12 protein-coding genes and 1 riboswitch are annotated in these 15,512 nt (G+C 73.8%); of the genes, 7 read left to right on the plus strand and 5 right to left on the minus strand.

Translation table 11 applies throughout. The features are described 5' to 3' along the window. Positions 1 to 43: 43 nt before the first annotated feature. Entirely contained in the window at positions 44 to 1,261 is a 1,218-nt protein-coding gene (locus GA0070604_RS08590) for a globin domain-containing protein (protein ID WP_244161795.1), read from the minus strand. Positions 1,262 to 1,424: 163 nt separating this feature from the next. On the opposite strand from GA0070604_RS08590, the gene GA0070604_RS08595 reads away from it, so the two are divergent. Beyond that, the gene (locus GA0070604_RS08595) at positions 1,425 to 1,862 is read left to right on the plus strand and encodes an RrF2 family transcriptional regulator (RefSeq protein WP_091117000.1); all 438 of its coding nucleotides are present in this window, start codon (positions 1,425 to 1,427) and stop codon (positions 1,860 to 1,862) included. 25 nt (positions 1,863 to 1,887) lie between these two features. Here GA0070604_RS08595 and GA0070604_RS08600 read toward each other — a convergent pair whose 3' ends face one another. After that, positions 1,888 to 2,541, minus strand: a complete 654-nt coding sequence (locus GA0070604_RS08600) for a class I SAM-dependent methyltransferase (RefSeq protein WP_091117003.1) — start codon at positions 2,539 to 2,541, stop codon at positions 1,888 to 1,890. 182 nt (positions 2,542 to 2,723) lie between these two features. On the opposite strand from GA0070604_RS08600, the gene GA0070604_RS08605 reads away from it, so the two are divergent. Continuing rightward, a complete protein-coding gene (locus tag GA0070604_RS08605) occupies positions 2,724 to 4,781 on the plus strand; it encodes a DNA gyrase/topoisomerase IV subunit B (protein ID WP_091126979.1) in 2,058 nt (685 codons plus the stop codon). A 31-nt stretch (positions 4,782 to 4,812) separates the two neighbouring features. Next, positions 4,813 to 7,302, plus strand: coding sequence for a DNA gyrase/topoisomerase IV subunit A (locus GA0070604_RS08610; protein ID WP_091117007.1), 2,490 nt, complete (start codon positions 4,813 to 4,815; stop codon positions 7,300 to 7,302). Positions 7,303 to 7,387: 85 nt separating this feature from the next. On the opposite strand, the gene GA0070604_RS08615 is transcribed toward GA0070604_RS08610, so the two are convergent. Both GA0070604_RS08615 and GA0070604_RS08620 read right to left on the minus strand, forming a co-directional pair. After that, positions 7,388 to 8,734, minus strand: a complete 1,347-nt coding sequence (locus GA0070604_RS08615; RefSeq protein ID WP_091117010.1) for a uracil-xanthine permease family protein — start codon at positions 8,732 to 8,734, stop codon at positions 7,388 to 7,390. A 97-nt stretch (positions 8,735 to 8,831) separates the two neighbouring features. Continuing rightward, complete coding sequence (locus GA0070604_RS08620; protein WP_091117014.1) at positions 8,832 to 9,467, minus strand: alpha-ketoglutarate-dependent dioxygenase AlkB; 636 nt, start codon at positions 9,465 to 9,467, stop codon at positions 8,832 to 8,834. A 256-nt stretch (positions 9,468 to 9,723) separates the two neighbouring features. Between GA0070604_RS08620 and GA0070604_RS08625 the strand changes: the two genes are divergently transcribed. The 4 genes from GA0070604_RS08625 to GA0070604_RS08640 all read left to right on the plus strand — a co-directional run bounded on the left by GA0070604_RS08625 (position 9,724) and on the right by GA0070604_RS08640 (position 13,573). Next, complete coding sequence (locus GA0070604_RS08625; RefSeq protein ID WP_091117017.1) at positions 9,724 to 10,266, plus strand: hypothetical protein; 543 nt, start codon at positions 9,724 to 9,726, stop codon at positions 10,264 to 10,266. A gap of 153 nt (positions 10,267 to 10,419) precedes the next feature. Further along, on the plus strand, positions 10,420 to 11,193 hold the full coding sequence (locus GA0070604_RS08630) for a hypothetical protein (protein ID WP_091117021.1): 774 nt from the start codon (positions 10,420 to 10,422) through the stop codon (positions 11,191 to 11,193). Between the two features lie 289 nt (positions 11,194 to 11,482). After that, positions 11,483 to 11,627, plus strand: a riboswitch (cyclic di-AMP (ydaO/yuaA leader). A gap of 207 nt (positions 11,628 to 11,834) precedes the next feature. Beyond that, a complete protein-coding gene (locus GA0070604_RS08635) occupies positions 11,835 to 12,698 on the plus strand; it encodes a C39 family peptidase (protein ID WP_208601990.1) in 864 nt (287 codons plus the stop codon). A 107-nt stretch (positions 12,699 to 12,805) separates the two neighbouring features. After that, positions 12,806 to 13,573, plus strand: a complete 768-nt coding sequence (locus GA0070604_RS08640) for an alpha/beta fold hydrolase (RefSeq protein ID WP_091117027.1) — start codon at positions 12,806 to 12,808, stop codon at positions 13,571 to 13,573. A 107-nt stretch (positions 13,574 to 13,680) separates the two neighbouring features. Here the strand turns inward: GA0070604_RS08640 and GA0070604_RS08645 are convergent, their stop codons facing one another. Further along, a complete protein-coding gene (locus tag GA0070604_RS08645; protein WP_091117030.1) occupies positions 13,681 to 15,396 on the minus strand; it encodes a CDP-glycerol glycerophosphotransferase family protein in 1,716 nt (571 codons plus the stop codon). Between the last annotated feature and the right edge of the window lie 116 nt (positions 15,397 to 15,512).

Below are 15,512 nucleotides of genomic sequence, written 5' to 3' on the forward strand. Positions count from 1 at the left end.
GCCGGCGTCGGTGGTCTCCGACGCCGGCCCCGCGCTGCCGCCACTAGGGCTGGTCGCGCAGCATCCCCGGGCCGAACACCTCGTACGCGATCCGTTCGCTCGGTACGCCCCGGCGCAGCAGGCCGCTGCGAACTCCGGCCATGAACGGCACCGGGCCGCACAGGTGCACCCGCGCCCCGGGGGCGAGCGGGATCAGCTCCGGGTCGACCAGGCCGGCGGCGACGTCCGCCTTCAGCCCGGCCAGTTCTCCGTCGGCGGCGTTCTCGTACCACAGGCGCACCGACAGGTTCGGCAGTCGTTCCTGGAGTCGGGGCAGTTCGTGGCGGCGGGCGTGCGCGGCGGCGCTCCGGTCGGCGTGCACCAGCGCCACCTGGCGTTCCGGCTCGGTGGCGGCCAGGTGTGCCAGCGCCGCCATCGCCGGGGTGAGTCCGATGCCGGCGCTGACCAGCAGCAGCGGCTCGCCGTCGCCGATCGCGCTGACCTCGCCGAAGGGCGGGCTGAGCCGGAGCGTGTCGCCGGTGGCCACCTGCTCGTGCAGGTGGGTGGAGACCGCGCCGTCGGGCGCGCCGTCGGTGCCGCGCACCCGCTTGACGGTGATCCACCAGTGGTCGGTGCCGGGCTCCCCGGAGAGGCTGTACTGCCGGATCTGCTGGCCCTGGCCGTGCTCCAGGTCGACCGCGACCGAGACGTACTGGCCCGGGGTGAAGGTGGGCACCGGCCCGCCGTCGGCCGGGACCAGGGCGAACGACACGACGTCCGCGGTCTCCTGGATCTTCTCCGCGACCCGCCAGTCCCGCCAGACCGAGCCGCCCTCGGCCACCCCGGCAACGGTGTAGAGGCGTGCCTCCCGGGCGATCAGCTCGCAGGCCAGCAGCCAGTACACCTCGTCCCAGGCCGCCGCGACCTCGGGGGTGACGGCGTCGCCGAGCACCTCGCCGACCGCGGTGAGCAGGTGCCGCCCGACGATCGTGTACTGGGTGGCGGTGATGCCGAGCGAGGCGTGCTTGTGCGCGATCCGGTCCAGGATCGGGCCCCACGGCACCGTGCTGCCGCCGGTCAGGTGCTCGGCGTACGCGACGACGGCGGCGGCGAGCGCGGCCTTCTGCTGCCCGGTGGCCTGGTTGCCCCGGTTGAAGATGTCGAGCAGCTCCGGGTGGGCGTCGAACATCCGCTGGTAGAACCGGCCGGTGATGGCCTCGCCGTGGGCCTGTACGGCGGGCAGGGTGGCGGTCACCACTGCTGTTGAGGATTCCGAGAGCACGACTTTCTCCTCTGGGTCGACTGGGTCGAACCCCACGTAAAGGGAATATAGGATTCCTCTTTAGGGTCGAAGGTCCCGGGTCCGGGGTAGCCCTGGTCACAGCGCGGCAGCCGGGCGCATCGGCCCATGTCGGTGGGCCGCGCCCGGTGGCTACCTTCGACTGGTGAAACTCAACCGGTCGACGGACATGGCCCTGCGGATCGCCATGCTCACCGCCGCGTCCCCGGCCCGTACGACGGTGGACGAGCTCGCCACGCGGTTGGCGCTGCCCCGCAGCCACGTCGCCAAGGTGGTGCAGCGGTTGCAGCGGCTGGGCGCGCTGGTGACCGTGCGGGGGCGCTCCGGCGGGGTCGCGTTCGCCGAGCACGCCGGCGAGTTGACCGTCGGGCAGGTGGTCCGGGCCTTCGAAGGGGACGGCGAGGTGGTGGCCTGCGAGCAGTCGGCGTGCCCGCTGGTTCCGGGCTGCCGGCTCCGTGGCGAACTACGCCGGGCCCAGGCCGCCTTCCTCGACGTGCTCGACGGGGTACGCCTCAGCGACCTGGTCGGCGGCGCCGCCGGGCCGCTCCTGCTCCAGCTCGGCGGGCCGGCGACGGACACCTGAGCACGCCCACCGGGCGGACGGGCCCTCAGGCCCGGCGGAACTCCGCCCGCCAGCGGATCCCACCATCGGCGACGACGATCTCCTCGACCCGCACCGGGGTCAGCGGGCCGGCCGCGAAGGCGTCGACCTCGGCCCGGGTCAGCGGCCAGGGCGGGCCCTCGACGACCTCGTCGTCGCGCCGGCCGACCGCGATCGCCAGCAGCGCCCCGCCCGGTGCGACCAGCCGGCCGACCGCCGGGATCGCCCGCTGCCGCAGCTCGGCCGGAAGCGCCTGCACGTTCATGCTCTCCAGCACGAAATCGAACCCCTCCAGCCAGTCGGCGGGCGGGTCGAGCAGGTCGGCGGTCTCGTACCGGACCGGGGAGTCGGGGTGGCGGCGGCGGGCCGCCCGTACCGCCGTGGGGGAGATGTCGAAGGCGACGGTGGCGAAGCCGAGGCGGGCCAGATGTTCGGCGTCGCGGCCGAAGCCGCACCCGACGACCACGGCGCGCCGACCGGATCCGTCCGGCCGGGCCCGGTCGGTCCATTCGCTGAACAGGGAATGCGCCCGGTCGAGGTCCCACGGCACGACCGCCTCGCCCCGCTCGGCGTCGGCGTAGAGCCGCTCGAACCAGCCGGCCGGATCGCTCTGCACGGTGGCCGGGGAAGACAACCGGTGGGTCGGACCGTTGTCGTGCATGGACGCCTCCTCGCCTCCGGGCGGCCCGGGTGGGCGGACCCGCCGCAGCCTAACCGGACGGCGCACCGCACCCGGTGCCACAGGTCTGTCGGGGTGCCGGGCTAGGCTCGCTCCGGCGCGCCGCCCGTGGCGATCGAGCCGGTGAGCGGCACCACACCGCCGAGACCTGGGAGTACGACCAGTTGACCGCACAGCCTGAGACCCTGTACGGGGCCGACGACCTGACGCACCTGGAAGGGCTGGACGCCGTCCGCAAGCGTCCCGGCATGTACATCGGCTCGACCGACAGCCGTGGCGTGGGTCACCTCGTCAACGAGATCCTCGACAACTCGACCGACGAGGGTGTCGGAGGTCACGCCACCAAGGTCGACGTCATCCTGCGCGCCGACGGCTCGGTGCAGGTCGACGACGACGGCCGGGGTATTCCCACCGACGTGCACGCCAAGTCCGGCATCTCCGGCGTCGAGCTGGTGCTGACCCGGCTGCACGCGGGCGGCAAGTTCGGCGGCTCGGGCTACAAGACCTCCGGCGGTCTGCACGGGGTGGGCGCCTCCGCGGTCAACGCGCTCTCCCGGCGGTTCGACGTCACGGTCCGCCGCGGCGGCAAGATCCACGCGATGTCGTTCCGGCACGGCGTGCCCGGAATCTTCGACGGCGACGGGCCGGACGCGCCGTTCAGCCCGGGCCCGGGGTTGCAGATCGTCGGCGCGATGAAGCGCGGCCAGCGCACCGGCACCTCCATCCGCTGGTGGCACGACCCGCGCTACTTCGAGACCGGCGCGGCGCTCGACACCGAGGCGGTCCGGCTCAAGCTGCGCAACACCGCCTTCCTGGTCCCCGGCGTGGCGTACCGGCTGCGCGACGAGACCGGCGAGGAGGTCGTCGAGGAGAACTTCCACTTCCCCAACGGCCTCACCGACATGGTGGAATACCTCGCCCCGGCCGGCGACCGGCCGGTCTCCGGCACCCTGCTGGTCACCGGCGAGGGGACCTACCGGGAGAACGCCGCCGACGCCAACGGCGTGATGCAGTCCAACGTGCAGCGCCGGGCCGAGGTCGAGGTCGCGTTCCGCTGGGGCACCGGCTACGAGCGCACCGTCGAGTGCTTCACCAACACCATCCGCAACGCGCACGGCGGCACCCACCGCAAGGGCTTCGAGCGAGCCCTGGCGCGTACCCTCGCCGAGGCCGCCCGCAACGCCCGCGGCCTGCTCAAGCCCAAGGAAGACCCGCCCACCCTGGACGACGTCCTGGAGGGCATGACCGCGGTGGTGCACGTGCGGATCCCGGAGCCGCAGTTCACCTCGCAGACCAAGGACGAGCTCTCCACCGCCGGCATCACGAAGGTGCTCCAGGGCCTGGTCGAGCAACACCTGAAGTCCTGGCTGGAGGACCGGAAGACCAAGGCCGAGGCCCGGACGGTGCTCCAGAAGATCGTCGACGCGGCCCGGGTCCGGCTCACCCAGAAGCAGCAGAAGGACGCGGCCCGGCGCAAGACCGCCCTGGAGGGCGCGTCGATGCCGGCGAAGCTGGTCGACTGCCGGGCCACCGGGGTGGACCGCAGCGAGCTGTTCATCGTGGAGGGGGACAGCGCGCTCGGCACCAGCCGGATGGCCCGCTCCTCGGAATACCAGGCCCTGCTGCCCATCCGCGGCAAGATCCTCAACGTGCAGAAGGCGAACCTCCAGCAGGTGCTGGACAACGCCGAGTGCGCGGCCATCGTGCAGGTGCTCGGCGCCGGCTCGGGGCGTACGTTCGACCTCTCCGCGCTGCGCTACGGCCGGGTGCTCATCATGGCCGACGCCGACGTCGACGGCGCGCACATCCGTACCCTGCTGATCACGCTCTTCGCCCGGTACATGCGGCCGCTGATCGAGGCGGGCCGGCTCTACGCCGCGATGCCGCCCCTGCACAAGATCACCACCAGGGGGCGTAACCCGCAGACCATCTACACCTACACCCAGGCCGAGATGGAGGCGACGGTCCGCAAGCTGGAGAAGGCCGGCAAGCAGATCGTCACCCCGATCCCGCGCTTCAAGGGCCTCGGCGAGATGAACGCCGACGAGCTCTGGGAGACCACCATGAACCCGGCCACCCGGGCGGTCCGCCGGATCACCCTCGACGACGTCGAGGCCGCCGAGCGGATCCTCGAACTGCTCATGGGTGAGAAGGTCGAACCCCGCCGCAACTGGCTGATCGACTCGGCCGACCGGGTCGACCGCGACGCCATCGACGCCTGACCGCGATCGTTGGGGAAGGAAACGCTGAACCATGGCACGCCGTAGGGACGACCGCGCCCGCGCCGACCTGTCCGCCTTCGACCAGGCCGGCGCGCGGGTCTTCGACAACCCGCTGGTCACCGAGGTCTCCGACTCCTACCTGGAGTACGCCTTCTCGGTCATCCACTCCCGCGCCCTGCCCGACGCCCGGGACGGCCTCAAGCCTGTGCACCGGCGCATCCTCTGGTCGATGTACGAGCAGGGCCACCGCCCCGACCGCGGGCATGTGAAGTCGGCCCGGATCGTCGGCGACGTGATGGGTAAGTACCACCCGCACAGCGACGGGGCGATCTACGACGCGATGGTCCGCCTCGCCCAGGACTTCTCGCTCAACGTTCCGCTCATCGACGGGCACGGCAACTTCGGCTCGCCCGACGACGGTCCGGCCGCAGCCCGCTACACCGAGGCCCGGATGTCGCGGGAGGCGATGCTGCTCGTCGGCGAGCTGGGCGAGGACACGGTCGACGTCGAGCCCAACTACGACGGCTCGCTCACCCAGCCCACCGTGCTGCCGGCGGCCTTCCCCAACCTGCTGGTCAACGGCGCGTCCGGGATCGCGGTCGGCATGGCCACCAACATGATCCCGCACAACCTGGGCGAGGTCGTCCAGGCGGCCCGCTGGCTGATCAACCACCCGACCGCCACGCTGGACAAGCTCATGGAGTTCGTCCCCGGCCCCGACCTGCCCACCGGCGGGCTGCTGCTCGGTCTCGACGAGGTGCGCCGGGCGTACGAGACGGGGCGCGGCGTGGTGCGGATGCGCGGCCGGGTGGAGATCGGCCCGCTGGAGGGCAGCCGGGGCCGGCAGGCGATCACGGTCATCGAGCTGCCGTACGGCATCGGCGCCGAGAAGGTGATCGCGGCGATCACCAACGAGGTGAACAAGACCAAGCGCCTGACCGGCATCGCCGACGTCAAGGACCTCACCGACCGGGAGAACGGCACCCGGCTGGTCATCGAGTGCAAGGTCGGGGTCAACCCGCAGGCACTGCTGGCCGACCTCTACCGACTCACCCCCCTGGAGCAGTCCTTCGGGATCAACAACCTGGTGCTGGTGGACGGCCGGCCGCGGACCCTGGGGCTCAAGGCGCTGCTGGAGGTCTTCCTGGCCCACCGCTACGAGGTGGTGACCCGGCGCAGCGCGTACCGCAAGCGCAAGCGCGAGGAGCGGCTGCACCTGGTCGACGGTCTGCTGATCGCCCTGCTCGACATCGACAAGGTGGTCAAGCTGATCCGGGCCAGCGAGGACGCCCAGGCCGCCAAGGACGGCCTGATGCAGAAGTTCAAGCTCTCCGAGATCCAGGCGACCTACATCCTGGACACCCCGCTGCGGCGCCTCACCAGGTACGACCGGCTGGAGCTGGAAACCGAGCAGGCGAAGCTGCGCGCCGAGATCACCGAGCTGTCGCGGATCCTCGACGACGAGAAGGTGCTGCGCAAGCTGGTCTCCGACGAGCTGGCCGCCGTGGTCAAGCAGTTCGGCGCCCCGCGCCGCACCACCCTGGTCGACGGGGACCTCAAGGAGGTGCTGGCGGCCTCCGTACCGGCCGGGCCGCTGGAGGTCGCCGACGACCCGTGCCAGGTGATCCTCTCCGCGACCGGGCTGGTCGCCCGGACCGCGGCCGAGTCGGAGGAGGCCGCCGAGGGGCGCCGGCGCAGCGGCCGGGTCAAGCACGACGCGGTACGCGCCGTCGTGCACTCGACCGCGCGGGGCCGGGTGCTGCTGGTCACCAGCACCGGACGGGCCTTCAAGATCGACGTACTGCCGTTGCCGGTGCTGCCCGAGCAGTCCGGCACGGTGTCGCTGCGTGGCGGCATGTCCGCCGCCGAACTGGTGCCGCTGGAGCCGGGGGAGACGGTGGTGGGGCTGGCGCCGCTCGGCACGTCCGCCGAGGGGTCGCCCGGCCTGGCGCTGGGCACCCGGCACGGGGTGGTCAAGGTCTGCGCGCCCGAGTGGCCGGTCCGGTCGGACGAGTTCGAGGTGATCTCGCTGCGCGACGGCGACGAGGTGGTCGGGGCGACCTGGCTCACCGACGGCGAGGAGAGTCTGGCGTTCGTCTCCTCGGAGGCGTCGCTGTTGCGTTTCGGGGCGTCCCTGGTCCGGCCGCAGGGCATCAAGGGTGGCGGCATGGCCGGCATCAACCTGCCCGCCGGGGCGCGGGTGGTCTTCTTCGGCGCGGTACGCACCGACGACAAGGGGCACGGCGAGCCGATGGTGGTCACCTCGACCGGGGCCACCGTCAAGGTGACGCCGTTCAAGGCGTACCCCGCGAAGGGGCGGGCGACCGGCGGGGTGCGGGCGCAGCGGTTCCTCAAGGGCGAGCTGGATCTGTCGGTGGCCTGGGTGGGCCCGCGCCCGGTCGCCGCGACCGCCAACGGCGAGCCGGTGGACCTGCCGCCGGCGGACCCGCGCCGGGACGGCTCCGGTTTCGCCGTCATGCTCGGCCCCACCGTCGTAGGCCACCTCATCGAACGCGACTGACCCCCGCCCTCTTGCTGATCAAGGAGTTTGCGTCGCCCAGACGGCTGCTGGCGACGCAAACTCCTTGATCAGCTGAGTGGCTGGGTCAGAGCTCGGGTTCGGGGGTGGGGCGGGACGCCGGGGTGGTGCCGCGGAGGCGGGCGATCAGGCGCATGCCGTGGTAGATGACCAGGGCGGCGGCGGTGCCCAGGGCGATCCCGTTGAAGGAGAGGTCGCCGGCGGTGAGGGTGTAGTTGGCCGCGCCGACGATCACGGCGACAGCCGCCGTCATCAGGTTGACCGGGTCGTGGAAGTCGACCCGGTTCTCGATCCAGATCCGGGCGCCGAGGATGGCGATCAGGCCGTACAGCGCGGTGGTGGCGCCACCCAGCACCCCGGCCGGCACGGTGAGGATCAGCGCGCCGAACTTCGGGCAGAGGCCGAGCAGCACCGCCGCCACGCCGGCCACCCAGTACGCGGCGGTCGAGTAGACCCGGGTCGCCGCCATCACGCCGATGTTCTCCGCGTAGGTGGTGGTGCCGGAGCCGCCGCCGGAGCCGGCCAGCATGGTGGCGAGGCCGTCGCCGAGGAACGCCCGGCCCATGTCCCGGTCGAGGTTGCGGCCGGTCATCGCGGCGACCGCCTTGACGTGCCCGGCGTTCTCCGCGATCAGCACCAGGATCACCGGGATGACCAGCACCACCGCCCGCGCGCTGAAGCTGGGCGCGTGGAACTGCGGCAGCCCCACCCAGGCGGCCTCCTTCAGCCCGGTGACGGCGTTCGGGTCCAGCGCGCCGGTGAGGGCGGCGAACACCCAACCGACCACCACGCCGAGCAGGATGGACAGCCGGGCCAGGAAACCCCGGAAGACCACGGTGGCGAGCAGGATCGCGACCAGGGTGAGCACGGCGACCAGCGGTTGCGCCTTGACGCCGGTGCCGCTGCCGCCGCCGTCCCAGGCGACCGGGGCGAGGTTGAGCCCGATCAGCGCGACGATGGCGCCGGTCACCACCGGTGGCATCAGCGCGTCGATCCAGCGCGTACCGCCCAGCTGCACCGCCACGCCGACCAGGGCCAGCGCCGCACCGACCACCACGATGCCGCCCAGCGCCGGGCCGATGCCACCGCCGGCCTTGGCGGCCAGCACCGGGGCGATGAACGCGAACGACGAGCCCAGGTACGACGGCAGCCGGTTGCCGGTGATCAGCAGGAAGAGCAGCGTGCCCAGCCCGGAGAAGAAGAGCGTGGTGGCCGGGGGGAACCCGGTGATCAGCGGCACGGTGAAGGTGGCGCCGAACATCGCGACGACGTGCTGCACGCCGACGCCGACGGTACGCGGCCAGGACAGCCGCTCGTCGGGGTGCACCACGTCGCCGGGGCGCACGGACCGGCCGTCGCCGTGCAGTCGCCAGGGGGACCAGCGGGATCGTGGCTCGAGGGGGGACTGGGTCATGCTGCGCCCTTCGCGTCGTCAGGTGACGGGGGCGTGATCGACCCTGAGAGGTGTTTGTAGCACGTCACGGGGCGGGTGCCCGGGGCGGGGCCGGGGGTCAGGCCACCCCGGCAGGGCGGAACTGGACGCTGACCCGGGGGCCGACCGGGCGCGCGGTCTTCGGGATCGCGTGCTCCCAGGTGCGTTGGCAGGAGCCGCCCATCACCACCAGGTCGCCGTGGCCGAGCGGGAAACGCAGGCTCGCCCCGCCGCCCCGGGGGCGCAGCAGCAGCGGGCGCGGCGAGCCGAAGGAGACGATGGCGACCATGGTGTCGACGTGCGCCGAGCGGCCCAGGGTGTCGCCGTGCCAGGCCACGCTGTCCCGGCCGTCCCGGTAGAGGCACATCCCGGCGGTGACGAAGGGCTCGCCCAGCTCGGCCGCGTAGTGCCGGGTGAGCGCCGCACGCGCCTCGGTGAGCACCGGGTGGGGCAGCGGCCGGCCGGCGGCGTACCAGCAGAGCAGGCGGGGGACGTCGACCTCGCTGTCGTACATGGTGCGGCGCTCGGCCCGCCAGGGCACGTCGTGCAGCAGCGTGTCGAGCACCGCGTCGGAGCCCCGCACCCAGCCGGGCAGGTGCTCGACCCAGGCGCCCCGGCTCAGCTCGTGCCGACGCAGCCCGCCGGCGAGTGGGCCCAGGGTCGGCCCCTGCGCGGCGAAGTCGAGCATCGAGGGCTGGTACGTGAGGTCGGACACGCCGCCGATCCTACCGCGTGTTCGAACAGGCGTACGAGGACTGGCGGCGGAGGAACCGGAGGCGCGTACGGCGGCGGTCCGCGTCCAGGGGCCCAGGTCGATCGAGTCCGCCACGCGGCGCGGCCCGCGGCTGGGTCGCGCGGCGCGGCCGGTGACCTTCCACCGTGGTCGTCCATCCTGGTCAGTGGCCGGATCCGGGGCGCGCGACACGCCCGGCGGCGGTGCGGTGCGGCGGTATCGGCGGTAGGTTGGAGCCGTGCTTCCGATCGCGCTCACCTGTCCCGTGTGGTGGGTGGCGCGCTGGACGGCCCGCATGCTGGCCAGCCTGGCCGTGTTGGTCGCCTGCTCGCTCGGCGCCACCGCGTTGCCCCTCGGCCCGGCCGCGGCCGCGCAGGCCGCTCCCCGGTTCGCCGTGGACCCCGCCGGGGCCCTGACCCTCCGGACCGGTGCCGCCGTCTCGGCACCGGTCTCCGTGACCCGGCTCGCGCCGCGAGCCGGTGCCGCCGGCTGGTCCGGCGCCGACCAGGCCCGCGTCGCTGATCGGGCCGGCGCTGACCGGATCCGCGTCGCTGATCGGGCCGGCGTTGATCACGACGGCGCCGTCGACCGGGTCGGCGGCGGCGTCGACCGGGCCCGCGCCACTGATCGGGCCGGTAGCGCCGAGCGGCAGGTCGCCCCGGTCGGTGTGCCCGATCCGGTGGTGCCGCGTCGGGCCGTGGCCGTGCCGGTCGACCGGCAGAGTGTCCTGGTCGGGCTGGTCCCGGCGACCGTCGGCTCCCGGGCCCCGCCCGCCCGCTGACGATCCGCGGGCCGCGGCCCGCCCTCGCCGTACCGACCGAACCTCACCCCGCACCCGCCCGACGGCGGCCCGGCGGCGCCCGTTTCCGGTCGCGCCCCGCCCGCGGGCCCGTGCGGACCTCTCCGTCACGTCGTTCCTGTGAGGTGCCCGACCATGCGGCAGACCCTTCTCTACCACTTCCTCAGCAATGTTCCCGTGGCCGCCGCCATCTGGTCGGTCCTGCTCGTGTTCGCGCTGGGCCTGCTGGCCGTGCTGGTCGCCCGGCCGGAGCGGGACGTTGCGGCGGAGGCCGCCCCCGATCCGGCCGCCGAGGAGGCGGTCCGCCGTGCCGACCTGCGCCGGTACGCCGACGAGGTGGCGGTGGCCGCCGCCGGGGCCGCGCAGACCGCTCGCCGGCGCCGCGAGCAGTGGCAGACCGCCCAGGCGGCGGCCGACCGGGCCTGGCGGGCGTACGACGAGGCCGAGGCGGCCGCCCGGCGTCTCGCCGGTGCCGCCGTGCTGCCCGAGCCGCGGACCCTTCGCACGCCGGCCGAGTACGCGGCCCGGGAGCGGTGGCTGCACCACGCCGCGATGGCGGCGCACTGGCGGGGCGACCTGTCGGCCCGCCAACTCGCCGACGTCCTGGCCCACCGCAACGGGTGGGATCCGCGCCGGCACCCGGCCGAGCAGGAGATCGTCCTGGCCCGCGTCGTACGCGACGGCCGGCGGGCCGGCTGGCGGGCTGCCGCCGAGAGGGAGCGGCGGGCCTGGCGCGATGCCGAGCTGGCCGCCGAGGCGGCCCGCGCCCTGGCCGCGGAGGCGTGCGCCGCCGCCGAGGCGCTGCGCCCCGGGCCGGCCCTGGTACGCCGTACCGAGCCGGTGACGGCGGCCCGTGCGGCGGTGCCGGCCGGGCGGCCCGCGCGCTTCCGCCCGGCGCGGGTCGGCTGAATCGTTACCAAAACTCGGTGACCCCGGTCACTGTCTGCCCGGAAACGGTCATCTGGATCAGTGTGGGCGATCGGCTCCCGTAATTCCGGGTTGATCATCCATTCGGTGTCCGATTCTTGCCCGACAGTTCCGGTATAACGGCTCGTCCCATTGAGTTACGTCAGTCGCGAACTGTTCCGGTCGGCGCCGGTAATTCCGATGTTTAAGCAGCTCGGGGCGGTTGGCACGAGGCGGACCCACCGGTAGTGTCGGCGCGTCCGGTGCGGTTTCCGATCGCAGGTGGCGACGCCGCGCCGACCCGCTTAATCGTGATCTTTCACGAACCGGGGACCCAGTGCAACACCGGGGTGAATCCGCGAGCCACGGCCCGCGGTAGGGCGTTACTTCCCGCCCGAATCCGTCAGCTAACCCGGTAGGCGGCCACGGAAGGAGTGCCATCCGCGTGCCCACCTCCCCCCGATCCTCCCCCCGCCTCCACGGCGCCGCGGTGCCCTCGCTCGCCTGACCGGCGACCGAGCTTCCGGCAACCCGCCCCCCGCAGCCCGGCTCACCGGGCGCTTCCCTTTCCCGCGGCCACCCCGCCCGGCGAAGCGCGTGACCCCGTCCGCGCGTCGGGCCGGCGTGCGCTGCTTAGGCCCTCCGTGGAGGAATACGTGAAGCACCACCTGAAGCGTCAGCTGCGGCGCCTCGCGACCGAGCGCCCCTATCAGATCGTCGCCGGCTCCGCGGCGGCTCTCGTGCTCGCCGGCGGTGCCAGCGCCGCGCTGGCCAGCACCGACGAGGCGCCCGCCGGCCAGGAACACACCGCCGCCGTCGCCGAGCTGGCCCCCCGGCTCGGCGAGGTCGCCAGCCGCGGCGAGGCGCGCGTGGCCGCCCCGTCGCCGTCCGACTCGCCGAGCGCGTCACCGTCCGAGTCGCCGAGCGCGTCGGCGTCGCCGAGCAAGACCAAGGCGGACCCGGACGTGACCCGTACGGCGAAGCCGAAGCCCAAGCCGCCGGCGACCAAGATCCTCGACTACAACTACCAGGCGCAGACCGCCTTCTGGAACTGTGGTCCGGCCGCCGTGCGCAACGCGTTGAGCGCCAGCGGCATCGAGACCACCCAGGACGCGATGGCCGCCCCGCTGAGGGCCGGCGTGAACGGCACCAACTCGGCCGAGGACACCACCCGCGGGCTGAACCAGATGGTCAAGGGCAACCCGTACCGGACCCACATGATCCCCGGCCAGGCCGCGACCCCGGCCCAGATGGACCAGCTCCAGGCGGACCTGGTCAAGGCGATCAACGACGGTCGTGGCGTGGTGGTCAACATCGCGGGCTCCGCCACCGACACCAACGGCGGCTGGCACTCGTTCCCGGGCGGCCACTACATCGCCGTGGTCGGCTACAAGAACGACGGCCGGACGGCGCTGATCGCCGACTCGGCGAACCCGGCGCTCCCGTCGTACTGGATCACCACCATCGACCTGGCGAACTGGGCCGCCACCCGCGGCTACTCGGCCTGATCGCATCCCTCCCCCCCCCATCGGGCACCGGCTCCTGCGAGCCGGTGCCCGACCTTGTCTGCGCGGTGTCTTTCGCGGTTGGCCGGTCCGATGCGACACTGCGCCGTATGGCCGACGAGACGGGTAGGCGCCAGCTACTGCTGCTGCACGGCCTGGGCGCCACCGGCGAGGTGTGGCTGCCCTGGGCGCCGCTGCTGGAGCACCGGTGGGCGGGGCGCTGGCTGGCCCCCGACCTGGCCGGTCACGGCTGGTCGCCGCCGCTGTCGGCGTACTCCTTCGAGGCCCTCGGGGAGCGGGTGGTGGCGGGGCTCGGCCCGGTCGCCGACCGGCTCGGCCCCCACGACCGGCTGGTCGTGCTCGGGCACTCGCTCGGCGGGGTGGTGGCGTTGGCGCTCGCCGCGCGGACGCGTCGGCTGCCGGTCGACGCGGTGATCGGGCTCGGCATCAAGGTCGCCTGGTCCCCGGGCGAGCTGGACAAGGCCCGCGAGCTGGCCCAGCGGCCGGTGACCTGGTTCGCCAGCCGGGACGAGGCGGCCCGCCGCTACCTGCGGGTCGCCGGGTTGGCCGGGCTCTTCGCCCCCGACCATCCGGTGGTGGACGCCGGGCTGCGCCAGGAGGACGGCCGCTGGCGGCTGGCCATGGACCCGGCCGCGTTCGCGGTGGGGGAGCCGCGGCTGCCCGCCCTGCTCGCCGCGACCGACGTGCCGGTGCTGCTGGCCCGCGGTGAGCAGGACCCGATGGTGACCGACGCGCAGCTCAAGGAGCTGGGCGTGCCGGTGGTGACCCTGCCGGGGCTCGGCCACAACGCGCACGTCGAGGACCCCGCCGCCGTCCTCGACCTGCTCGCGCCGTACGCGGCGCCCGACCGGCCGTGACCTCGTCGCCTAGCCGGCGGGGCCGGTCAGCGGCCGGGCGGTGACCTTCCGCACGCGAGAAGACCGCCCCGCCGGTGGTGGCGGGGCGGTCAGGAGACGAGGGTGTCTCAGGCGGGGGGCGGCAGCGGCGAGCCGTCCGGCGCGACCGCGTCGGCGCGGCGCGGGGCCGGCGGGGCCCAGCCCGGTTCGAGCTGCCGCCGGGCGGCGTCGAGGAACGCCTCGGCGTACGACTCGGTGGGGAAGTCGCCCAGGTAACGGGTGCGGGTGGCCCAGCGGGCCGCCGCCTTCGGGTCGGTGTCGAGCAGCTCGGTCAACACCTCGTCCACGTTGGACATGTCCCGGTGCAGCACGTAACCCGAGGCGGCGAGGGGGAACCGCGCGACGAAGTCCGCGCCGTCGGCGCCCATGTCGGTGACCGCGTACGGCTTGCCGGAGTAGAGCCAGTCGGAGATGACCCCGGAGACGTCCGAGACCAACGCGTCGGCGCGGTTGACGCACTCGGTCAGGGTCAGCTCCCGGGTGGCCGCCGCGCCCCACAGGTGTGCCCGGCCGGTCGCCGCCTTGTCCGCGGCGAGCAGCTCGGTGAGCCGCGCCAGCTGCCGTGCCGAGGCCGGGTTCTGCGCGGTGTACGGGTGGTGCCGAAGGATCACCGTGGCGCCCCGGTCCAGCAGCCGGCGGAGCACGGTCTCGGCCACCGGCAGCGAGCAGTAGTTCGCGTCGGCGTGGTGCCCCGTCCAGGTGGGGGTGTAGAGCACGGTCGGCTGCGCCAGGCCGGCGACCGGCTCGCGGCGTACCTCGATCGCCTCCACCTGGGGCCGGCCGACCACGACGAACTTCTCGGCGGGGATCTCCACGCCGGCCCGGGCGTACCGGTCGATCGCCGCCTGGCCGGCCACGAAGATCTTGTCGAAGATCGCCGAGACCGGGTTGGCGCTCGGCGCCTTGTCGCTGTCGCCGTGGTGCAGCTGCACATGGGTGAGGTGGGAGAAGCGGATGCAGTGGCTGTTCTTCGCGCCGTGGTTGACGTAGAAGGCCGCCCGCAGGCTGGGGACCAGCGCCTCGTCCATGGCCTTCAACGTCGGGCAGAGGACCACCGGCGCGCGGGTCGCGGCGGCGATGGTGGGCAGGAACTCCGGCTCGCGCAGCAGGACCAGGAACGGCCGGCCGATCCGTTCCAGGTACGGCAGCCACATGGTGACCTGGTATTCCGACCCGGGCGGGGCGGAGAAGTAGAGCACGAACTCGGGCTGGTGCCGGCGCAACGCCCGGCCCACCGGGCCGCCCCCGGCCGGCGGCCGGAACCGCCGGCGCGCCAGGTCGAGCCCGACCGCGCCGCAGCCCGCGCCGACCAGCAGGGTGGCGGCCAGCGCCACCCAGCCGGGCAGGGCGAGGCCGGCGGCCACCGCCACCAGGGCGAGCAGCGCCGGCACCACGTCGCCGAGCCGGGCAGCGACCAGCGGGGCCCACGAGCGGACCGGAAGGTTGGCCGCGCGGATCTCCAGGGCGCCGGCGTCGCGCAGCGGCCCCACCAGCAGCACCAGGCCGAGCAGCACCAGCGCGGTGGCGGCCAGCGCCGGGTCGAAGCCGGCGTCGAGCCGGCGGGCGTACCCGACCAGGATCCCGGCGGCCACGAGCACCGACTCGGCGACACCGTCGGCGGTGGGGCGCACCCGGCGTTCCCACGCCGCGGCGGCCAGGGCGAGGACCCCGATCGCCAGCCCCCAACCGGTCGCCCCGGTGAGCGCCACCACGAGGAACGCCAGCACCGCCAGCCCGGTGGTCAGCACTCGGGCGAGCAGCTTGCGGACCAGGTCACCACGCATCGCTACCGCCTCCCGCCCGGCCCGGCGTCGCCGCCGCCGGCAACTGCTCCGACGACTCCAGCTCGGCGCGGCTGGCGCCGCGCCGCGACCTGGAGCCGTCGTCCGACAACTCCAGC

Source organism: Micromonospora eburnea (assembly GCF_900090225.1).
Taxonomy (GTDB): domain Bacteria; phylum Actinomycetota; class Actinomycetes; order Mycobacteriales; family Micromonosporaceae; genus Micromonospora; species Micromonospora eburnea.